General features: G+C 67.3%; 15 protein-coding genes and 1 pseudogene. 11 read left to right on the top strand and 5 right to left on the bottom strand.

Annotated features, from left to right (window positions below; translation table 11 throughout):
* The 3 genes and pseudogenes from ABD993_RS20825 to ABD993_RS20815 all read right to left on the bottom strand — a co-directional run.
* A pseudogene (locus ABD993_RS20825) lies at positions 1–149 on the bottom strand (alcohol dehydrogenase catalytic domain-containing protein); the annotation flags it as partial.
* Between the two features lie 34 nt (positions 150–183).
* Positions 184–1,686 carry an aldehyde dehydrogenase family protein gene (locus tag ABD993_RS20820; RefSeq protein ID WP_345420950.1) on the bottom strand — a complete coding sequence of 501 codons (1,503 nt, stop codon included), beginning with the start codon at positions 1,684–1,686 and terminating at the stop codon, positions 184–186.
* A gap of 91 nt (positions 1,687–1,777) precedes the next feature.
* On the bottom strand, positions 1,778–3,433 hold the full coding sequence (locus tag ABD993_RS20815) for a sigma-54-dependent Fis family transcriptional regulator (RefSeq protein ID WP_345420947.1): 1,656 nt from the start codon (positions 3,431–3,433) through the stop codon (positions 1,778–1,780).
* 486 nt (positions 3,434–3,919) lie between these two features.
* Here ABD993_RS20815 and ABD993_RS20810 point away from each other — a divergent pair, with 486 nt between their 5' ends.
* The 6 genes from ABD993_RS20810 to ABD993_RS20785 all read left to right on the top strand — a co-directional run bounded on the left by ABD993_RS20810 (position 3,920) and on the right by ABD993_RS20785 (position 10,506).
* Positions 3,920–4,591 (top strand): pyridoxamine 5'-phosphate oxidase family protein, encoded by a 672-nt coding sequence (locus ABD993_RS20810; RefSeq protein WP_345420944.1) that lies wholly within the window; start codon positions 3,920–3,922, stop codon positions 4,589–4,591.
* Positions 4,592–4,692: 101 nt separating this feature from the next.
* Entirely contained in the window at positions 4,693–5,559 is an 867-nt protein-coding gene (locus ABD993_RS20805) for an FAD binding domain-containing protein (RefSeq protein ID WP_345420941.1), read from the top strand.
* A 47-nt stretch (positions 5,560–5,606) separates the two neighbouring features.
* Complete coding sequence (locus ABD993_RS20800) at positions 5,607–6,077, top strand: (2Fe-2S)-binding protein (RefSeq protein ID WP_345420938.1); 471 nt, start codon at positions 5,607–5,609, stop codon at positions 6,075–6,077.
* Positions 6,074–8,470, top strand: a complete 2,397-nt coding sequence (locus ABD993_RS20795; protein ID WP_345420935.1) for a xanthine dehydrogenase family protein molybdopterin-binding subunit — start codon at positions 6,074–6,076, stop codon at positions 8,468–8,470. The genes ABD993_RS20800 and ABD993_RS20795 overlap by 4 nt, the downstream gene beginning before the upstream one ends.
* Before the next feature lie 3 nt (positions 8,471–8,473).
* Positions 8,474–9,364: an AAA family ATPase gene (locus tag ABD993_RS20790; protein WP_425569068.1), complete on the top strand. Its 891-nt coding sequence runs from the start codon at positions 8,474–8,476 to the stop codon at positions 9,362–9,364.
* The gene (locus tag ABD993_RS20785; protein WP_345420932.1) at positions 9,361–10,506 is read left to right on the top strand and encodes a vWA domain-containing protein; all 1,146 of its coding nucleotides are present in this window, start codon (positions 9,361–9,363) and stop codon (positions 10,504–10,506) included. The genes ABD993_RS20790 and ABD993_RS20785 overlap by 4 nt, the downstream gene beginning before the upstream one ends.
* Here the strand turns inward: ABD993_RS20785 and ABD993_RS20780 are convergent.
* Positions 10,472–11,794 (bottom strand): aminotransferase class I/II-fold pyridoxal phosphate-dependent enzyme, encoded by a 1,323-nt coding sequence (locus ABD993_RS20780; RefSeq protein ID WP_345420930.1) that lies wholly within the window; start codon positions 11,792–11,794, stop codon positions 10,472–10,474. The two genes, ABD993_RS20785 and ABD993_RS20780, sit on opposite strands and share 35 nt — an antisense overlap.
* Before the next feature lie 265 nt (positions 11,795–12,059).
* On the opposite strand from ABD993_RS20780, the gene ABD993_RS20775 reads away from it, so the two are divergent.
* The 5 genes from ABD993_RS20775 to ABD993_RS20755 all read left to right on the top strand — a co-directional run bounded on the left by ABD993_RS20775 (position 12,060) and on the right by ABD993_RS20755 (position 19,543).
* Positions 12,060–14,108, top strand: coding sequence for a hydantoinase/oxoprolinase family protein (locus tag ABD993_RS20775; RefSeq protein WP_345420927.1), 2,049 nt, complete (start codon positions 12,060–12,062; stop codon positions 14,106–14,108).
* A 20-nt stretch (positions 14,109–14,128) separates the two neighbouring features.
* On the top strand, positions 14,129–16,102 hold the full coding sequence (locus ABD993_RS20770; protein ID WP_345420924.1) for a hydantoinase B/oxoprolinase family protein: 1,974 nt from the start codon (positions 14,129–14,131) through the stop codon (positions 16,100–16,102).
* Positions 16,103–16,168: 66 nt separating this feature from the next.
* A complete protein-coding gene (locus ABD993_RS20765; protein WP_345420921.1) occupies positions 16,169–17,497 on the top strand; it encodes an aminotransferase class III-fold pyridoxal phosphate-dependent enzyme in 1,329 nt (442 codons plus the stop codon).
* Positions 17,498–17,653: 156 nt separating this feature from the next.
* A complete protein-coding gene (locus tag ABD993_RS20760; RefSeq protein WP_345420918.1) occupies positions 17,654–18,355 on the top strand; it encodes an SRPBCC family protein in 702 nt (233 codons plus the stop codon).
* 72 nt (positions 18,356–18,427) lie between these two features.
* Entirely contained in the window at positions 18,428–19,543 is a 1,116-nt protein-coding gene (locus ABD993_RS20755) for an XdhC family protein (protein WP_345420916.1), read from the top strand.
* 51 nt (positions 19,544–19,594) lie between these two features.
* On the opposite strand, the gene ABD993_RS20750 is transcribed toward ABD993_RS20755, so the two are convergent.
* A complete protein-coding gene (locus ABD993_RS20750) occupies positions 19,595–20,992 on the bottom strand; it encodes an aminotransferase-like domain-containing protein (protein WP_345420913.1) in 1,398 nt (465 codons plus the stop codon).
* Between the last annotated feature and the right edge of the window lie 222 nt (positions 20,993–21,214).

Genomic DNA, 21,214 nt, shown 5'->3' with positions numbered 1-21,214 from the left:
TCACCGTGGGAGATGTGCACGTCGGAGTGGCACAGGCCCGCGTAGGTGTAGCGGATCAGCACCTCGCCGGCCTGGGGGCCGTCGAGGTCCAGCTCCTCGATCTCGATGGGCTTGCCGGTCTCGTAGACGACGGCGGCCTTGGTCTTCATGATTTGATCTCCTCTACTTCGTTGGGAGGACTGCTCAGAGGGCGACGTTGACTGCCTTGGTCTGGGTGTAGAGACCCACGGCCTCGGCACCCAGCTCGCGGCCCCAGCCGGACTGCTTGAACCCGCCGAACGGCATCGCGGTATCGAAGCCGTTGTACTGGTTGATCCACACCGAACCGGCGCGCAGCTGGCGGGCCGTGCGGTGGGCCTTGGAGATGTCGCGGGTCCAGACACCCGCGGCCAGCCCGTACTCGCTGCTGTTCGCCGCGGCCGCGACCCCCTCCTCGGCGTTGAACGGCAGCGCTGCGACGACCGGGCCGAAGATCTCCTCGCGGACGATGCTGAACTCGGGCTTGACGTCGACGAACACGGTGGGCTCGACGAAGTAGCCCTCGGTGCCGAAGCGCTTGCCGCCGGTCAGCGCGCGGGCGCCGTCGGCGAGGCCCTCGGAGAGGTAGCGCGACACGCGGTCGAACTGCTCCTGCGAGACGAGCGGGCCGAGCTGGCTGGTCGGGTCGAGGCCCGGACCGATCTTGACCTGGCTCGCGGCGTCGGCCACGGCCTGAGTGAACTCCTCGAAGATCGTGTCCTCGACGTACATTCGGGTCCCGGCGACGCAGCACTGGCCGTGGTTGAACAGCCAGGCGTTGAGCGAGCCGGGGACGGCGATGTCGAAGTCCGCGTCGGCGAACACCACGTTGGGGCTCTTGCCGCCCAGCTCGAGGGAGACCTTCTTCAGGTTGCCCTTGGCCGCGTCGACGATCAGCTTGCCGACCTCGGTCGACCCGGTGAACGCGACCTTGTCGACGTCGTCGTGGGCCGCGATCGCCGCGCCGGCGTCGCCGAAGCCGGTGACGATGTTGACGACGCCGGGCGGGAAGCCCGCCTCCTCGAACAGCTCGCCGAGCAGCAGCGCGGTGAGCGGGGTCTGCTCGGCGGGCTTGAGGACGACGGTGTTGCCCGCGGCGAGCGCCGGCGCGATCTTCCAGGCGGCCATCAGCAGCGGGAAGTTCCACGGGACGATCTGGCCGCAGACACCGAGCGGCTCGCGCACCGTGTAGGCGTGGAACTGCGCGCCCTCGGGTGCGAAGGGCATGGACACGTTGACCGTGCTGCCCTCGATCTTCGTCGTCCAGCCCGCGTAGTACCGGAACACGTCGGCGGCCCACGCCGTGTCCACTACCTGTGCGATGCCCGCCGACTTGCCGTTGTCCAGCGCCTCGAGCTGCCCGAAGACCTCGGCGCGCTCGGAGAGCAGGTCGCCGATGCGCCAGATCAGCCGCTCGCGCTGGTTCGGCTTCATCCGCGACCAGGGGCTGTCCTCGAAGGCCCGGCGGGCCGCCCGGACGGCGCGGTCGACGTCCTCCGCCTCGCCGTGGGCCACCTCGGTGAGCTTCTCGCCGGTGGCCGGGTCGTACGTCGGGAAGGTGCGGCCCGAGGCCGCGTCGACCCACTGGCCGTCGATCAGCAGCTGGCGCTGCCGGGACAGGAAGGCGCGGACCTCGGCGTGGACGGGTGTCTCGACCGCAGCGGTCATCGATGTCTCCTCACGTCGGTGTGACGAGACACAAGGGTGGCGGGCGTGGGGCGCCGTGCCGTGTTCCATTACTGGACACACGCAAGCCATCCTAGGAGCTGCCGAGCTCCTCCGGGACGGCGAGTCGCCGCATCTTCCGGTAGAGGGTGGTCCGGCTCATCCCCAGCTCGCAGGCCGCGTTGCGCTTGTTGCCGCCCGCCTCGCGCAGCGCGGTGATGATGGCGATCCGCTCGGCGCGCTCCCGGCCGCCCAGCGACGTGGTGCGGGCACTCGCCCGGAAGCGCTTGGGGAGGTCGCCGAGGCCGACGCGATCGGTGAGCGGCCGTGCGACGAGCTCGTCCACGAGCTGGGCCAGCTCGACCAGGTTCCCCGGCCACGGCTGCGCGCCGAGGACCTCCAGCGCCTGCGGGGTGAACACGAGCTCCCGGTCCGGTCGCCGCTCGGCACCCAGGCGGCGCAGGAGGGCGGGCAGCTCGTGGACCCGGTCGCGCAGCGGGACGAGCTCCACCCGTTGCGGACAGCGGGCGACCAGGTCCGCGACGTGGACCGGCAGTTGGGCGACGGGGGCGGAGGTGAGGACGAACCGGGCGCCCATGGGGGCCGTGATCGCCTTGCGGACCACGGCGAGCGCGCGCTCGTCGAGCAGATGGACGTCCTCGATCACCAGCGTGCCGGTGTGCGCGGCCGCGAGCTCGACGAGCCGGGAGACCCAGGCCCGGCCGTCCCCGGTGAGGGCGTCGACGGCGTCGAACACCTGGACCGCGTCCTGTCCGGCGAGCTCGCGGGCCGTGCAGCTGCGACCGGTACCCGGCTCGCCCGCGACGAGCACCGCCGCGGGCGGGCGCTGCGGCGTGGACCGCCGGTCGTCCCGGGCCGGGTCCACGGCGGGCTCGCGCTCGCCGAGGTGGAACAGCACGCCGTCGAGCGTCCCGTCGATGCGCTCCGCCTCGACCGGGATCCGCCCCGACGGCCCGAGGTCGAGCACGTGGACGACGTGGCTGCGGTCGCGCAGGTCGCGCGTGAGCACGCGCAGCACGGACGGGTCGGTGGACCCGAGGCGCTCCAGACAGGCCCGGTTGGCCAGGACGATGTCACCGCCCAGGACAGCGGTCGGAGTCGACCGTCTCCGGGTCGCGGCCTGGAACGCCAGGAAGAGCCTGCGGTCGGTCGCCCGTGCACCCTCGATGATCCGGGCCTCGATGTCCGCGACGGCGCGCGAGAGCAGGGGGCCGACGAGCGGGCTCACCGTAGGCGCGGCGAGGGTGATGTCGAGGACCCCCTCGAGACGCCGCGTGAGCGGGTGCCGGATCGGGTGGCCGTAGCAGCTGAAGCCCTTCAGCACGGTGAGGTAGTGCTCCGCACCGTGGATGGCGACGCCGCGGCCCAGCTCGAGGGGCGTCCCGAGGCCGTTCGTGCCCGCGGCGCCCTCGTCGAGCCTGGCGCCCACGCCGATGCCGTACGACTCGAGCGCCGAGGACAGCCGCCGCTCACCCGACCACTGGTACGTGACGTGGCAGTCCCGGTCGGCCAGCATGAGGGAGAACGGATGATCGCCGAGCTCCTCGGCCAGCCGGCGGAGCACCGGGAGCGCGGCGACCATGAGCCTGCTGGTGCGGTCGACGTCCGAGACCCGCAGCGTGCCCGGCGAGTCGGGGTCGACTCCGAACAGCTTGGCACGCCGCCACGAGAGCTCGATCTCGGCGCGTAGGCCCGTGCCGCCCGCCGCGCCCTGGGACGAATCCGCCATGGACTCCCTCGGAACCTCCGCCGCGGACGAACACCGCAGACCGTCTGGTCCGTGCAGAGTAGTACCCGGGGGAAGGGCTCGACCAGAATCCAACGCCCGACCGGTGCACCGCGGCGGTTGACACACCGTCGATAGTGACGGATCAACGACCTCGGATCGAGCCTGACCAACGCGCGGCGACACGTGCGAGGACAAGGTGCGCGGACGCTGTGCCGACTGGAGGTCGACCTGGTCGCGGAGATCCGTCAGCTGGACCGGCGCATCGCAGCCTGGGGCAGGACACCGCCGCAGCGGTCGCTGAGGCCGGCCGCACGCCGGCCGAGCTGCGTGGCATCGGCACGGAGCCGGCCGCCGCGATCCTGTCCCCGGTCGGCGACGGGTCGGTCACGAAGCGCGACGCGGACGGCGCGAACGTCCGACGGGCACCGAGCGAATCTGTACTAGGTCACTATTGCCGTCTGTTCCATGTCAGTCTAGCGTGGCGCCATGCCAGTGGACGACGACCATGTGCGCCCCACCGACCGGACGACCCTTCGGCGCTTCAACACACGCGGGGTCTACGACCTCGAGACGATCAACGGGATCTTGGACGAGGGGTTGATCTGCCACCTCGGCTTCGTCGAGAAACGGGGATGGCCTCTTGTCATTCCGACTGCATACGTTCGTGTGGGCAGGGACGTGTACGTCCACGGCTCGGCGGCGAGTCGAACGATGCGCACCTTGTCCGACGGGGTGGACGTGTGCGTCAGCGTCACGCTGACCGACGGGATCGTGCTGGCTCGAACAGCGTTCAACCATTCGTTCAACTACCGGTCCGTCATCATCATGGGGCGGGCCACCCCGGTCACGGACCCCGAGGAGCGCCTGGTCGCCCTGAAGGTTCTCACCGAGGGCTTGGTGCCGGGCAGGTGGAGCGATGTCCGCGCCCCCACCGCGTCGGAGATCAAGGCCTCGGCCCTCTTGAAGATCCCCATCGACGAGGCGTCCGTCAAGCTCCGGTCCGGCCCTCCGGGTGATGAGGGGGAGGACCTCGAGTGGGACACATGGGCCGGTGTGATCCCCATCGAAACCCTCTATCGTCCAGCGGAAACCGATCCGAAGCTGCCTCAGGAGTACCCCATCCCCGACTACGTGAAGGCGTACCGGCGGCCGCAGTAGGTCGCCGCGCACCGGACTGATCCGCCGCATCCCGGAACCGCCACAGCGCCAACGTCGGGCTGCGACTTCCGAACTTCGAGAAGAGAACGTGAGGAAGCACAGTGAAGCCACCCGTCTTCAAGTACTGCGCCGCTCGATCCGTCGACGAAGCCGTCCACGTGCTGACCGAGCACGGCGACGATGTGACCATCCTCGCGGGTGGTCAGAGTCTGGTGCCCATGCTCAACATGCGCATGGCCCGGCCCGAGGTAGTTCTGGACATCAACCACGTCGGGGAGATCGCCGGCGTCCACGCGAACGGGCGGCTCTCGATCGGCGCTCTGACGCGCCAGCGGGTTGTCGAGCATTCGGACGTGGTCGCCCACCACGCGCCGCTCCTCCGGGACGGGGTGCGACACATCGGCCACCCGGCGATCCGAGCGCGCGGAACCATCGGTGGGAGCGCGGCTCACGCCGACCCCGCTAGCGAGATCCCCGCAGTGCTCGTCGCGCTCGACGCGTCGATCATCCTCACCGGACCGAACGGTGATCGCGAGGTGCGCGCCGCCGACTTCTTCGTCTCGGTCTTCACGACGGCTCGCGAGCCCGACGAGGTGCTGACCAGGATCGACGTCCCGCCCGCTTCCCCCACCAGCAGGAGTGCCTTCCTCGAAGTCTCGCGGCGCCATGGTGACTACGCGCTCGTCGGGGTGGGGGCTCAGATCGACGAAGACGGGGACGGTCGGATCACGTCCGCCCGCATCGCCATCACCAACGTCGCGGACGTTCCGTTCCGGGCGCGTCAGGCGGAGGACTTCCTGATCGGCCAGCAGCTCGGGGACCCTGCCGTGCGCCTGGCGGCCGCCGACGCCGCAGCGGCAGCATTGTCACCGTCCGGTGACCAGCACGCATCAACGGAGTACCGCATCGACGTATCGCGGACCCTCGTACGCCGGGTTCTCGAGCGCATCCACGGAGGAGCCCAGTGATGTCTGATCAACTCCCGGAGGTCTCCGACGAGCCGACGGTCGTCACCGTGACCGTCAACGGCAAGAAGCAGCGAGCCCTCGCTGAGCCTCGCATGCTGCTCTCCGACTTCGTCCGCCACGGGCTGGGCCTCACAGGCACCCATGTCGGTTGCGAACACGGGGTCTGCGGCGCGTGCAGCATCCGAGTCGACGGCGAAGTGGTCCGAAGCTGTCTGATGCTGGCCGTGCAGGTGGACGGATGCACGATCGAGACGATCGAGGGGATGGCGAAGGGCGATTCGCTCCACCCGATCCAGCAGGCGTTCCAGGAGGAGCACGGGCTCCAGTGCGGCTTCTGCACTCCGGCCATGGTGCTGACGACCCAGCGACTCCTCGAGGAGTCGCCGAAGCCGTCCGAGGGCGAGATCCGTGAGTACCTGTCCGGCAACATCTGCCGCTGTACCGGGTACCAGGGAATCGTCGCTTCGGTGCAGTGCGCAGCTCGGAAGATCGCGGACCAGGAGGCCCAGCAGTCATGACCAGTGTCATGGAGAAGGGCCCCCGGCCCACCCAGTACATCGGAGCCCGGGTCCTCCGCACGGAGGACCCGACCTTCCTCACCGGGCAGGCCCGCTACACCGATGACATCACGCTGCCGGGTATGGCCGAGGCGGCCTTCCTCCGCAGCCCGCATGCGCACGCCCGCATCGTGAACATCGACACCAGCGAGGCCGAGAAGATCGACGGAGTGCTGGGGGTGTTCACGGGCCGCGATCTCAACGAGGTCGTCGGCAAGTTCACCGCTGGTGTTCCCGGCAGAACCGACGTGAACCCGCAGGAACTGCAGATGATTCCGGCCGACAAGGCCCGGTTCGTGGGGGATCTGGTCGCGGTCGTCGTGGCGACGTCCCGCTACATCGCCGAGGACGCGGTCGACCTCATCGACGTGGAGTGGGAGGTGCTTCCCCACGTCATCGACCCCGAAGCGGCTCTGGAGCCTGATGCGCCGGTGCTCCACGAGGAGCTCGGACACAACAACTTCGCCCACATCGAGTACAAGAAGGGTGACGTCGACAGGCTGTTCGAGGAGGCGGACCACGTCTTCTCGAAGCGTTTCCACGCCGGTCGTTTCTCGCCGTCACCGTTGGAGACCCGCGGCGTCATCGCGGACTACAACACCGCGAGCGGCGAGGTCGTGGTCTGGACGTCGAGTCAGAGCCCGCACCTCGTCCGGTCCCTGATCGCGCCTCCGTTGGGGATCGCCGAGTCGCGCATTCGCGTCATCGCAGGCGCGGTGGGCGGAGGCTTCGGCGAGAAGTGCCACGTCTTCCAAGAGGAAGTCATCATTCCGGCGCTCTCGAAGCTGGTCGGCCGGCCGGTGAAGTGGATCGAGGACCGCTACGAGAACCTCGCGGCATCGCTCCATGCAAAAGAGATCATCACCTACATGGACATCGCGTGCACGTCGGAAGGCAAGTTCCTCGCCTTCCGCGCCCGCTACGTCGGCGTGAACGGCGCCTACCAGTCGTACCCGTGGACGGCCCTCGTCGAGGCGATGACGACGGCCGCCGCGCTTCCGAGCCTGTACGCCATCGAGGGTGTCCAGTACACGATCGACTGTCCCTACACCAACAGGTGTCCGATCGGGGCGTACCGCGCGGTCGGTCGCACCGCGGGCACGAGTGCACGCGAGTCGCTCATCGACGACATCGCACGCGAGCTGCAGATCGACCCGGTAGAGCTCCGGCTGCGCAACACGATCCCGAACGAGCCGTACGTCTCGTTGACGGGAGCGAAGTACGACGGGGGCACCTACCGGGAGTGCACCGAGCGGGCCAGGGATCTCGCGAACTACGACCAGTTCCGCGAGCGTCAGCGCCGGCTACGGGAGGAGGAAGGACGCTACATCGGCATCGCCTTCGTCCCTTCGGTCGAGCCCAGCGCCTGGGGATCGGACATGGGCAAGGTCAACGGCTACCTGGCCAGCGAGATCTTCGACGCTGCGACGGTGACGATCGAACCGGACGGATCCGTGTCGGTGACGTGTGGCCTCCATAACCACGGCCAAGGGATCGAGACCTCCCTCGCCCAGGTTGCGGCCGACCGACTCGGGGTCCGGCTCGAGTCGGTCCGTGTCACCATGGGCGACACGCGGGCGGCGCCCTACGGGTTCGGTACGCACTCGAGCCGGGCCGCCGTGGTGGGCGGTGGATGCGTCCTCCGGGCGAGCGGGGACGTCCAGGAGAAGATGGCCCAGATGGCGGCCAACATGCTGGAGGTCAGTGCCGAGGACATCGAGTGGTACGACGGCGTCGCGTCGGTCAAGGGTGTGCCCACGAAGACCGTGACCATCGCCGAGGTCGCGGCCCACGCCTACTACGGTGGACGCTCTCGTCCGGCCGACCTGGAGCCTGCTCTCACAGCCACCCGATCCTACGACCCGCTCGAAACGTGGCCGAACAGCTGCGTTGCGGCCGAGGTGGAGGTCGACATCGAGACGGGGCGCGTCGACGTGACGAGGTTCTGGTCGGTCGAGGACTGCGGCGTCATGCTCAACCCGATGATCGTCGAGGGGCAGACGGTCGGCGCGATCGCGCAGGGGATCGGCGGCGCCCTCCTCGAGGATCTCGCCTACGACCCGGAGACCGGCCAGTTCCTGGCAGGATCACTCATGGACTACCTGTACCCTTCGGCGACCGAGGTCCCCGAGGTGATCATGGAACACCTCGAGACACCGTCGCCCGTGACGGAGGGCGGCATGAAGGGCATGGGTGAGGGCGGGCTGTCCGTCGCTCCGGCGGCCGTTCTCAACGCGGTGGCGGATGCTCTCAGCCCGCTCGGCGTCAACGTCGAGCGGAGTCCGCTCCCGCCCAACACCGTCCTGGGCTACATCCGGGAGGCCGGACGAGCGGCTGAGGCCGGCGAAGGGTAGGACGTGACCGACGGAGAAGGTCCTACGAGCGCGGCCCATCCCGCTTTCGCGTCCGTCGCGGCGGTGCGGTCCGCTCTCGCTGAACGCAGGTACATCGCCGATGAGGGACTGTCTCGTGCACTCTTCCTGGCTGTTCGGATGGGGCGACCCATTCTGCTCGAAGGGGCAGCCGGAGTGGGGAAGACGCAGATTGCCAAGACGCTGACCGAGGTGCTCGACGTCCCGCTGGTTCGCCTGCAGTGCTACGAGGGCATCGACGCCGCCCAGGCACTCTACGAGTGGGACTACCCTCGCCAGCTGCTGGCTCTCCGGCTCGGAAATCAGGAGGCCGGCCGCACCGCGGAGCTCGAGAACGTCTACTCGCAGGAGTTCCTGCTCGAGCGGCCGTTGCTCTCGGCGCTCCGCATGCGGCCGGCACCGGTTCTGTTGATCGATGAGCTGGATCGTGCCGACGAGGAGTTCGAGGCCTTCCTCCTGGAGACGCTGTCCGAGTTCGCCGTCTCGATTCCAGAGCTCGGCGAGGTTCGGGCGGCGTCCCCGCCCGTCGTGGTCATCACCTCGAACCGCACTCGTGAGCTGCATGATGCGCTGAAGCGGCGGTGCTACTACCACTGGATCGACTACCCGAGCATCGAGCGGGAGACTGAGATCATCGAGCTCCGGGTCCCGGATGTCGGGCACCGGCTCGCTCGCTCCGTCGCGGAGACGGTGTCTCGCATCCGCGGGTTGGGTCTCACGAAGCTGCCGGGTGCGGCCGAAGCCATCGACTGGGCGCATGCCCTCTCGTTGCTGAACGCGGACGATGCGGAGGGCGACGAGGCGGTCGGGAGCCTCGGAGCGGTCGTGAAGAGTCCTGAGGACCTCCCGTTGGTCGCCGACTGGCTGAGTCGATGAGCTGGGACCAGGACCCGGCCACTCTTCGGCTGTCAGCCTTCGGCGCGCTGCTACGAGGGGCAGGGCTGTCCGCCGACACGACGCGCATGATCGAGTTCGTGAGGTGCGCTGCAGCTCTGCCCACCGGAGACCTGTACTGGGCCGGGCGCGTCACCCTCGTGTCGCGCCCGGAGGAGATCCCGCTCTACGACCAGCTCTTCGAGGAGTTCTTCGCGGGTGAGATCTCGCCCCAGGACGTCGAGCGCACGTCGGAGTTCCGGTTGCGTCTCGGCCCGGGAGCAGGCGAAGCGGGCGAGGACAGCTCCTCCGGGGCTGTCGGTGACGGTCTCGGCAGTCCCATCGAGCTGGTCAACACGGCGTCGTTGGAGGGGTGCTCCGCCGCCGAGCTGGACGAGATTCAGCGACTGACCACCGCACTTCGCCGCAGCCCACCGTCGCGGCGAAGTCGGCGCCAGCCGCAGAGCCGACGAGGGTCGCTCGACCTCAGGAGAACGATTCGCCGGGCCTACCGTACGGGCGGGGAGCCGTTCGTCCTCGCCTATCGAGCCCCGGCGCTGCGCCCGGTTCGTACGGTCCTCGCGATCGACGTCTCAGGGTCGATGAAGCGGTACTGCCGGTCGAGTCTGCTCTTCGCCTACGCGGGTACTCAGGCTGGGCTTCCATGGAGGACGTTCTGCTTCGGGACCCGAACGACGGAGATCAGCAATGCCCTCACGGCACCGACGCCGGACGCCGCGCTGGCCACCATCAGTGCCGACGTCAGCGATCTCGACGGTGGGACGCGCATCGCGGAAGGCCTTCGAGGGGTCGTGGAGGGGCCCGGCCCATCGCCGGTCCGCGGCGCTCTGGTGATCATCGTGTCGGACGGCCTGGAGACGGGGAAGCCCGCTGATCTCGCGGGCCAGATGCAGCGGATCAGTTCTCTCTCGCGTGCGGTCATCTGGCTGAATCCGCTGAAGAGCACGGCCGGCTACGAACCGACCGCGGCGGGGATGAAGCTCGCCCTTCGCTGGGTCTCGTACTTCGGCGAGGCGCACACACTGGCAGCGCTCGAAAGTCAGATACCTGACCTCCTCGATGTTGCAGCCCATCCGCTGAGATGGCGCATCACGCGAAGCGGGTGCTCCGCTGCGGCATCGTGACACGCGCGAAGTCAGCCGCGAACCGGCGGGCGTCGTCCACGTCCAGTGTCGCGGTTGTGACTCGAACCGCAGGCTTGCTGTGAATGCGGTACGGCTCACCGGCGCGCACGGACCATCCGCGGCCCAGGAGCCCCATGATGACGGCACTCTCATCGTCGACCGGGATCCACACGTTGAACCCGGACCGTCCCACGCTCGTGATGCCGAGCTCGGCGAGTGCGTCGACGAGAGCAGTTCGACGTCGGTCGTACACCACCGCTGCGTCCGCGAGCAAGGCCGCTACGTCGGGCGACGCCCAGAGTGCCACGACGGCCGCTTGGAGGATGTGACTCACCCAGCCGCAGCCGAGCAGTTGCCTGCCCTCGACCCGTCCGATGGTTGTCGGGTCACCCACGGCGACGGCAAGCCGGAGATCGGGCCCCAGCGACTTGGCGACCGAACAGACGATGGCCCACCGCGAACGGCCGGCGACCACACTGTGCCGCGGGAGGGACGTCGTACTCCCTGCGTGATCGTCCTCGATGACCAGGGCCGCCGGGTAGCGGTCCAGCACGGCGCGCAACTCTCCGGCGCGCTGCTCGTCCAGCGCCGCGCCTGTAGGGTTCTGGCAGCGCGGAGTGATGATGACCGCGTGAACTCCCTCGGAGAGGCATCGCTCCAGCTCGCTGGGGAGGGGACCGAACTCGTCGATCAGCATCGGCTGCGGCTCGAGGTTCATCGCCCGCACCAGATCGAGCACACCCGTGAAGCACGGGTCCTCGACCGCCACGCGATCGCCCGGCCTGAGATGCGCCCCGAGGACGCGCTCGACACCGTCCAGACCGCCGTTGACCACGACTGGATCGTCGCCTGCGGCGCCCGGAAGGCCCAGACTCTCCACTGCGAGCGTGCGGAGTTCGGGCAGAACGGACGGCTCCCCGTACATCTTCCGAACCCCTCTATAGAGGTTGGCCGACTCCGCGATTGACGGCAGGAGCGACGGATCCGGATTGCCACTCGCCAGGTCCCGAGTGGATGCCGGAATCGTCAACGCGACACGTGGAGCGACCGGTGGGTTGGCACTGACTCGGGTACGACCCCGCTCTCGGCTCGTCACCACCCCTCGATCCCGCAGGATCCGGTACGCAGAGGCCACCGTTGTCGGGCTGAGCGTGAGGACTGTCGCCAGTCGTCGCACCGAAGGGAGGGCCGTGCCCGGCGCCAGGCCACCATTCCGTATCCCGCGTTCGATGCTGGCGGCGATCTCGGAGGCTGTCGATCCAGCAGGCACGAACTCATTCAACGTCATCCACCTCATCCGATCGCTGGTCCACCCCGCGAGGATACTACCCGTACTACGGTCGGATGACAGCTTGGTCAACTTTGCGATCTTCAGACAGTACTTTACAGAGCGCTACCTGTCACAGTACAGTGTCGGGGACATGCTCAGGACAGCTCTCCACTAATGGCTTCTCTGTAGCTTCCACCCATCGGTCGCGGGCGGCTGGGAATGTTTCGCTTGACCGTGCAGTCGCCGTGTGCTCGTTTCAACGAGTTGAGGTTCGAGGATAACCATGAACAGTGCCGACGAAGCTCCGTATCTCCGCGTGGCGGTCGACGTCGGGGGAACATTCACCGATGTGTTCGTGCAGAACGAACGGACCGGTAAGTCCCACGTCGCCAAGGTGCCATCGACTGCCGACCCGATCGACGGTGTGCTCGCAGGAGTTCGGGCGGCAGGGATCGACCTCGACCGGGTCGCGTTGTTCGCCCACGGCACCACGGTGGCGACGAATGCACTCATCACCCGCAACTTTCCGCTGGCTGCCATGGTGACGACGGCAGGCTTCCGCGACGTGATCGAGATCCGGCGGGGAACGAAGCAGGACCTCTGGGACACGTACCTCGATGTCGCCCCGCCACCCATTCCGCGGCGCCATCGACTGACAGTCCCGGAACGTGTCGATTTCAGTGGGAAAGTCCTCGGGGCTCTCGACGAGGTCGAGGCGCGGCGGGTGGCAAAGGTGCTCCGGGCGCGGAAGATGACGACTGTGGCCGTGTGCTTCGCCAATTCTCACGCCAATCCCGTCAATGAGCTCCGCATGTGCGAGATCCTTCGCGAGGAGCTCCCCGACGCCTACATTACCGCCTCGAGTGACGTGCTGCCGGAGATCTTCGAGCATGAGCGATTCTCGACAACGGTCGCCAACGCAGTCCTCGCGCCGAAGGTGTCGGCCTATGTCAACAATCTGCAGGACAAGTTGGCCGGCGACGGGTATCATCACGACCTCCTGGTCCTGCATTCCGGTGGAGGAGTGATGACGCCGGCGACGATCGAACGACACGGGGCGCGACTGGCGGCCTCCGGTATCGCGGCTGGAGCTATCGCGACCCGCCACCTCGCCGAGCTGTGCGGTTTCGGCAATGCGATCGGGCTCGACATGGGTGGTACGAGCACCGACATCACGCTTGTGGCCGACGGCGAGATCCGCATGACCAACCAATGGTTCGTCGAGTACGGCTACCCCATCTGTTTCCCCAGCATCGAGGTGCTGACGATCGGCGCAGGTGGTGGATCTCTGGCGTGGATCGACGAAGGTGGATCACTGCGCAACGGACCGCAATCGGCTGGGTCTGTGCCGGGTCCGGCCGCCTACGGCAATGGTGGCACGGTTCCGACGAACACCGACGCGAATATCGTGCTCGGTCGTCTCGGCTCGTCCCTGATCGACGGCGGGATGTCGTTGGACAGAGAAGCGGCCGCGACAGCGATCAAAGCGGTTGTCGGGGACAGCCTGGGGATGAATGTGGAGGACGCCGCCGAGGCGATCGTCGCCGTCGCGAACGCGAACATGGCCGACGCCGTCCGGCTCCTGTCCATCCGGCGGGGTTACGATCCGCGGGACTTCGCCCTCGTCGCCTTCGGTGGTGCAGGCCCCCTCCATGGCGTTGATGTTGCTCGTGAGCTGTCGATCCCGACGGTGCTCGTTCCTCCCAGCCCGGGAGTGACGTCCGCGTTCGGCTGCTTGCTCGTCGACATCCAGCACGATCTCTCGACCATGTATCTCGCTCGAGCTGACACCGCGCGACTCGAGGACGTGGAAGAGGCCTTCGAGCGGCTCGAGACCGAGGCGAACAAGCGGCTGGACGCCGAGTCGGTGGCGCCCGGCGACAGGGCGATCGAGCGGTTCGTGGACATGCGCTACGTCGGGCAGTGGCGCTCGATGTCCGTTCCCGTTGGGCACCCTGTCCGCTCTATCGACGACATCACCGCTGCCTTCCACAACGAGCACGAACGCGAGCATTCCTACCGGCGCGACGACGCTCCCGTCGAGATCTACCGGCTGGCGGTGCGGGCAGTCGGGGCCGTGCAGAAGCCGGAGCTGACACCGGCTGAACGCGTCGACACAACATGGACGCCCAACCCTCTCGGCCATCGATCGGTGAGATACACCGGCGGACGCGAGGCGGTGGAAACCCCCGTCTTCGATCGGACGCACCTGCCGGCTGGTGCAGAACTCCGAGGCCCGGCAATCATCCAGCAGCTCGACTCGACGGTCGTGGTTCCGCCGGACGCAGCGGCTGTCGTGGATCGCTGGGGCACGATCGTCATTACCGTCTGATGACCGCAGGAGGAGATTCCATGGTGTCGCAGGCCGTCGAGAAAGATCTCGATCCCGTCACCTTCGAGGTCCTGAAGAATGCCTTCTCGACCATCGTCGATCAAATGGCCGAGCAGATACTCCGGACGTGCTACTCGTTCGTCATCTACGCAAGAGACTTCTCCTCGGCCTTGTGCGATCGGGATGGCAACACCATCATGCAGGGCAGCCAGGATATTGCCGTGCATGTCGGCACGCTTCATTTCACCGCGAAGGCGGTGATCGAGGAGTTCGGCGACGACATCAATCCAGGCGACGTCTTCGCGCTCAACGATCCCTACCTGGGCGGCACGCACTTCAGCGACATGAGGATCGTCCGGCCGATCTTTCACGACAACGAGCTGATCGCGTTCAGCCAGTCGAACGGGCACTGGGCCGATGTCGGGGGCAAGGTGCCGGGTTCCTTCGACATGACGGCGCACGAGCACTTCGGCGAAGGCCTGCGCGTGACGCCGATCCGCATCTGGGATCGGGGGCGATACCTGCACGACGTCGTCAGGATGGTTCTTGCCAACACGCGGTCGCCGGAGATCGCCGGCGGGGACCTGCATGCGCAGGCACAGGCGACGAAGGTCGCGGAGGACGAGATCGGACGTCTGATCGCCAAGTACGGGCCGAACACCGTCACGACGGCGTTCGACCGTGTCCAGGACTACGTGGAGAAGGTCACCTCCCAGCGAGTCGCGCAGCTTCCCGACGGGGAGTGGGAGACCGAGGACTTCCTGGACGCCGACCCCGCGCGGGGGGAAGGTCTGGTTCGGGTCCGTGTCAAGCTCTCCATTGATGGCGACCGGATCCGTTACGACTGCAGCGGTTCCGACCCCGCCGTCGCCAACCCCCTCAACGCGTCGAACGGCTCCGCCTTCTCTGGTTTGATCACGGGGACGAAGATGTTCTTCCCAGATGTCCCGCTCAATTCGGGCTTCTACCGGGTCGTGGACGTCGACCTCGGCCCCACCGGCTCGGTCTTGAACGCCACGTGGCCGACCGCTGTGACGGGATTCTGCTCAGGGGCATACGAGAAGATCGTCAGTTGCGTCTTCGAACTCTGGTCGCAGGTCGTCCCCGAACGTGCCATCGCCAGCTGCTTCAACCTGGAGTACCTGCTCGTCGGCGGACAGGATCAGCGCTCACCGGACTCGCCGAACTTCATGTGGTACGACTGGATGGTCGGCGGATGGGGCGGGCGGAACGGGCGTGACGGCAGTAATTGCACGTCGGCGGTTTTCGGGGTCGGCGAAGAGGTGCAGCCCTTCGAGGCGCAGGAGCGGCTCAGCCCGGTGGTGACGACCTCCCATGAGATCATCATGGACTCAGGTGGGCCCGGGGCGTTCCGAGGTGGTTGCGGGGTCCGCAAGGGCGGGACCCTCACTGACGCAGGGCGGACAGTGATGTCCTACTGCAATGACCGATCGCGGTCGGTCACGTGGGGTATCGAAGGCGGGCTCCCGTCGATGCCGCACGGTCTGTGGTTGCATCGCCATGACGCAGCCGGTCCAGAGTACCTCGGCGCCACCTTCTCGAACGTCGCAGTCGGTCCCGGCGACTCCTTCGAACGGCCGTCGGCCGGCGGCGGTGGGTATGGCGATCCTCTGCTGCGCGATCCCGCCGCAGTTCTCGAGGATGTCCTCGATGGATACGTTTCTGTTCGTCGCGCCGCGCTGGACTACGGCGTCGTCGTAACGGAGAACGATGCAGACCTCCTCGACTACGAGATTGACGTCGCCGCGACGAACGAGCTGAGGGAACAGATCCGTCAGTCACGGCGCTCCTGGCTGCAGGAGGACCCGCAGGACATCGCAGCGCGTTACTCGTCCGGGGAACTGGACAAGTTCGACCTCGTACGCCGCTACGGCGTGATCGTCGACTGGGGAACGGGCGAGCTACTGGGCGAGACGACCAAGTCATTCCGAGCAATGATTCAGCGCCGAGCGGTGGCGTGCTGGACAACCTGACCCGACTCGGAGTTCAGTAGACGAACCTTGAGAAAAAGAGGACACATGCCCGGGTCATTCCCCGTCATGCCTGTGCCGGTCGCGGATACGCCGCTGAGCGTGCTTCACCTACCAGGCGCCAAAGGCAGCCAGATCCATGAGCGTCGACTGCAAGCAGTCCCCGATGCGCTGCCATGGAGCGTGCCCGCCTACATCGAGAGGGGCACGGGTGCCTGGCTCATCGATGTCGATGGCAACTCTCTGATCGACATGGGCTCGGGGATCGGGGTGACGAGCGTCGGGCACAGTAATCCTGCGGTCGTCGCTGCGATTACGGACCAGGCGCAACGATTCACGCACACGCTGTTCGGCATCCTGCCGTACGAAGGGTACGTGCTGGTGGCCGAGCACCTCGATGCGAAGACTCCAGGTGATCACCCGAAGAAGACAGTGCTGGTGAACTCTGGGTCGGAAGGCATCGAGACCGCCGTCAAGGTGGCTCGCAAGTGCACCGGTCGGCCCGGGGTGGCAGTGCTCGAGCACGGGTTCCACGGCCGAACCAATCTCACGATGGCGATGAACCACCGGCTCGAGCCGTACGGATCCGGTTTCGGACCTTTCGCAGGCGGCGTGCATCACGTGCCGAACTCCTACCCCTATCGCGACGGGCTCTCGGGATCGGACGCTGCAGCGCGTACCATCGCCGCACTGGAGCATGTGGGGGCAGAACAGTTCGCCGCTCTGGTCGTGGAGCCGGTCCAGGGTGAGGGTGGCTTCATCGTCCCTGCCGACGGTTACCTGTCGGCCCTCGCGAAGTGGGCGACGGCAAACGGAACACTTCTTGTCGCCGACGAGATCCAGGCCGGAATGGGACGCACCGGGCGGTGGTTCGCGAGCGAGCACTTCGGAATCGTTCCGGACATCGTCGTGTCGGCCAAAGCCCTGGCAGCCGGACTTCCGCTGGCCGCCGTGACGGGCAGGTCCGAGATGATGGACACCGTTCAGGCAGGCGGCCTCGGTGGAACGTTCGGTGGCAACCCGATCGCGGTTGCGGCAGCAAACGCCGTTTTCGACCAGATCGAGCAGCTGAACCTGCTCGACGAGGCCGTGCGCATCGGGGAGAAGCTACGCTCAGGACTCGAGTCCATCAAACGGCAGCACCCTGTTGTCGGCGACGTACGCGGGATCGGCGCCATGCAGGCCTTCGAGCTGTCGGATCCGGAGTCCGGCGCTCCGCTGCACGGCGCGGCGTCGGCGGTCTGCTCCTTCGCCTGCGCTCGCGGCGTGATACTGCTTGCTACCGGATCGGATGGGAACGTCGTTCGATTCCTGCCGAACTTCACGACATCGGATGACGTGCTGGATTGTGTACTCGATGTCGTCGGCGCTGCGCTTGACAACACGTTCCCACGCTAGTCACTGTCGGAAATCTCAGTACTTGTCCGACCTACAAGACGTTCGCTGCCGATTCTGACGATCGACAATTGGGGCGCCGCGCCGGGTGCGGGAGTATAGGGGTACGCGTCGGCGAGCGTGACATACCTGCTTGTTGCAGAACGTTGGGAGGTCCACGTGAAGTTGGAGAACGGATTCACGATCGATGTTTCCCTGCCACAGGCATGGGAGGCGTTGAACAATCCGAACCTGATCGCGCCCTGCTTTCCTGGAGCTACGCTCACGAAGTACGAGGGCGATCGCTTCGACGGGTCGGTGAAGGTGAAGCTGGGCCCGATCTCGATGAAGTACAGCGGTACCGGCGCGTACGTGGAGCGGGATCGCGATGGTGACCGTGTCGTGATCGAGGCTTCCGGACGTGCTACGCAGAGCAGCAGCACGGCGAACGCCACGGTGACCATCTCCCTGACAAGTGTGGCCGCAGAGCGAACGTCGGTGGCGATGGTCACCGACCTCGCTCTCACCGGCCGCCCTGCTCAGTTCGGACGCGGCGTGGTCGTCGACGTCGCCGACAGGATCATCGGCCAGTTCGCCTCCTGCGTCGCCGAGAAGCTGGCCGCCACGCCACCAGGCTCGTCGGCAGAGCCGGTCGCGGAACCGCACGGCATCAGCCCCGCGCGGGTGCCGGAAACCGCTGTTCGCGACGAGGACTCGGGAACGCCGACCAAGGCGCAGGGGGAGATGGACATCCTCTCGCTTGGGGGCTCGGCGATCGTCGGCGCAGGCGCCAGGGTCGCACGGGGTCTCAGCGTAGGCGCATGGGTGACGGTTCTCCTGGTCGTCGCCGCGTACCTGCTCGGTCGCAGAGTCGCCCGGTGAGACACCTCTGCCGCCGTTCGCATGACGCGCGGGAGCGCAGCGAGGTCAGAACCCTCCGGTGGGAGCGGAGCCGTGCGTGACGTCATCGAGCAGCTCCGATCATGGTTGGCCGAGGGGGAGGCTGTCGCCCTCGCGACCGTGGTCGCGACCTACCGATCAGCCCCACGGCAGCCCGGCGCCTCGATGGTGGTCGGCCCACGCGGAGAGGTGATCGGTTCCGTATCCGGTGGATGCGTCGAAGGGAGCGTGTACGAGCTGGGGCAGCAGGTCCGAGTCGATGGCTGTCCTGTCCTGCAGCGGTATGGGGTCTCCGACGACGACGCGCTCTCGGTGGGTCTGACGTGCGGCGGCACCCTCGACGTCTTCGTGGAGAAGGTCACGAGCGAGACGTTCGTTCAGCTCGACGAGGTCGCGAGTGCGATTCGCGACGACACCCCGGTCGCCGTCGCCACTGTCGTCGCCGGTCCTGAGGAGCGCGTCGGCAGACGCCTGCTGATCTGGTCCGACCGGGTCGACGGGAGCACAGGATCCGCCCGGATCGATCATGCCGTGTCCACCGACGCCGCTGGTCTGCTCGGCGCGGGACGGAGCGCCATGCTGACCTACGGCCCCTCCGGGGATCGCCGTGGCGTGGGCCTGGACGTGTTCGTCGAGTCGTTCGTGCCGCGGCCGCGGATGATCGTCTTCGGTGCGATCGACTTCGCGGCGGCGGTGGCGCGGTTGGGGGGCTTCCTCGGCTACCGGGTGACGGTCTGCGATGCACGCCCGATCTTCGCCACCGCTAGCCGCTTCCCGGGCGCTGACGACGTCGTGGTGGAGTGGCCGCATCGCTACCTGAAGAATGAGGCGGACGCCGGGCGGACAGACCGGCGTACCGCGCTCTGCGTGCTGACCCACGATCCCAAGTTTGATGTGCCCCTCCTGCAGGTCGCGCTGCGGCTGTCGGAGGTCGGGTACATCGGCGTCATGGGGTCGCGTCGGACCCACGAGGACCGACTGGTCCGGCTCAGGGCCGAGGGACTGACGGATCGTGAGATCGACAGGATGTCGTCGCCGGTCGGCCTCGATCTCGGGGCTCGAACCCCGGAGGAGACAGCGGTGTCGATCGCGGCTGAGCTGATCGCCCAGCGCTGGGGTGGCAGCGGGGCCAGGCTCGCCGACGGCGGGGGGCCCATCCACCGGCCCTGAGCGGCACGACCACACGACGATCCTTCGCGCAAGGACGTCATCGAAACCAGTTCACTCGGAGGCGTACGAGTGCCACGCCTGGGCGAGGCGGCGGATCCCGAGATCGATCACGTCGGGTGGTTGCACGAACTGGATTCGAACATGGTCGTCGTTGCCTCCGTCGAACGAGAGCGACGATCCCGGCACGATCTTCACACCGTGCAGCAGGGCAATCTGCGCGAACTCGACGGCGCCTGGCTCGGGCATCTTCAGCCACATGGACAAACCGCCGGCCGGGCGACGCCACGCCCAGTCGGGTAGCATGCGGTCAAGACAGCTGCACGCGGTGTCGAGTGCGTCGCGGACCTCGGCGCGGCGCAACGCACTGATCTCGCCGACATGTTCCAGCAACCGAGCTGCGACCTGCTGACCGATCAGCGAGCTGCCCAGGTCGGTGGCGGCCTTGATGCGTGTCAGCTGTTCGATGACGGGTTGGGGTGCACGCACCCAGCCGGTCCGCAGGCCAGGCCACATGATCTTGCTGAGCGAACCCACGGTCAGCACCTGAGCCGTGGTGGACAGCGAGGCGAGAGCGGACGGGGCCACCTGATCGACGAGAAGGGGCAGCATCGTCTGATCCTCGACGGTGGTGATCTGGTGCTCGTCGACGAGGTCGACCAGTGCCGTGCGCTGCTCTTCGGACATGACGATGCCGGTCGGTGCCTGACAGGTCGGAGAAAGCAGTACCACCCTCGGGCGCACTGAGGGCAGCAGTGACTTGAGGGCCTGGACGTCGAAGCCGTCCGGAGTCACCGGCAGTGGCTCCAACTGCGCCCCGATCATGCGGAAGGCGTCGATCGCTCCCGCGTAGGTCGGGTTCTCGAGCACGACCCGGTCCCTGTTCCGTGCGTAGAGCTGGCCGGTCAGCCAGATGGCCTGCTGGCTCCCGCTGGTGATCATGATCTGCGATGCCGACGTCCGGAGGCCGAGATGGACCGTCAAGTAGTCGGCGACGGCTTCTCGCAGCGTTGCGAGCCCTGACGGGTGGTAGCCCAGGCCGGAGGCAAGGGCGCCGACGTCCTCGGAGGCGCCGACGACCACGTCGCGCAGCAGCGAGCCGATCGGCGTCTGGCGCGATGCCGTGAGATCAACCAGCCCTCGATCGAGGGGATCGGCCCCACGCATGAGCGGATTGAGCGCCTGCCCATCGACGAGCTCCCTGTTCAACAGAGGGCGCCCGTGGTCGTGAGCAGGCTCCGCCACGACGTGGCCGCTGCCCTGGCGGCTCGTCAGCCGGCCCTCCTGGCGGAGCATGCGATACGCGCTGACGACGGTCGCTCGGCTGATCTGCAGAGACTGCGCCAGGGTGCGCTCGGGCGGGAGCCGCGTTCCGGCGGCGATGTCACCGCGATCAAGAGCGGTCCGCATTGCGCTCGCCAGTCTGACGTAGAGCGCGCCGTCGGCGTGCATCCAGTCGCCTGGGAGCACTCCGGCGAGGACAACTTCGTGCATCTCAGTCCAATCTTGAGCGATTGGCATGTTGCTCGGTCCACTTTCTCGGCCCACACTAGCGTACCAATCTTCCTAGAGCCTGAAGTTCCGGCGGTGAAGAGCGGCCCAGGCAATGGAGCAGGCGTCGCAGGCAACGACGGGGCGGTATACCACCGTTCTCAATCGCCAGCCGTCTCATGA

Source organism: Pseudonocardia xishanensis, from assembly GCF_039541715.1.
GTDB classification, from domain to species: Bacteria; Actinomycetota; Actinomycetes; order Mycobacteriales; family Pseudonocardiaceae; genus Pseudonocardia; species Pseudonocardia xishanensis.
Note: the sequence above shows the minus strand (reverse complement) of the source record. Positions and strands in the feature narration are given on the sequence as shown.

What these genes read in the sequence shown, in the direction of transcription:
- ABD993_RS20815 (WP_345420947.1), bottom strand. Translation starts at nt 3,433, where the DNA reads ATGGCGGATTCGTCCCAGGGCGCGGCGGGCGGCACGGGCCTACGCGCC.
- ABD993_RS20785 (WP_345420932.1), top strand. Translation starts at nt 9,361, where the DNA reads ATGAGCTGGGACCAGGACCCGGCCACTCTTCGGCTGTCAGCCTTCGGC.
- ABD993_RS20795 (WP_345420935.1), top strand. Translation starts at nt 6,074, where the DNA reads ATGACCAGTGTCATGGAGAAGGGCCCCCGGCCCACCCAGTACATCGGA.
- ABD993_RS20750 (WP_345420913.1), bottom strand. Translation starts at nt 20,992, where the DNA reads ATGCACGCCGACGGCGCGCTCTACGTCAGACTGGCGAGCGCAATGCGG.
- ABD993_RS20765 (WP_345420921.1), top strand. Translation starts at nt 16,169, where the DNA reads ATGCCTGTGCCGGTCGCGGATACGCCGCTGAGCGTGCTTCACCTACCA.
- ABD993_RS20780 (WP_345420930.1), bottom strand. Translation starts at nt 11,794, where the DNA reads ATGACGTTGAATGAGTTCGTGCCTGCTGGATCGACAGCCTCCGAGATC.
- ABD993_RS20810 (WP_345420944.1), top strand. Translation starts at nt 3,920, where the DNA reads ATGCCAGTGGACGACGACCATGTGCGCCCCACCGACCGGACGACCCTT.
- ABD993_RS20770 (WP_345420924.1), top strand. Translation starts at nt 14,129, where the DNA reads ATGGTGTCGCAGGCCGTCGAGAAAGATCTCGATCCCGTCACCTTCGAG.
- ABD993_RS20775 (WP_345420927.1), top strand. Translation starts at nt 12,060, where the DNA reads ATGAACAGTGCCGACGAAGCTCCGTATCTCCGCGTGGCGGTCGACGTC.
- ABD993_RS20820 (WP_345420950.1), bottom strand. Translation starts at nt 1,686, where the DNA reads ATGACCGCTGCGGTCGAGACACCCGTCCACGCCGAGGTCCGCGCCTTC.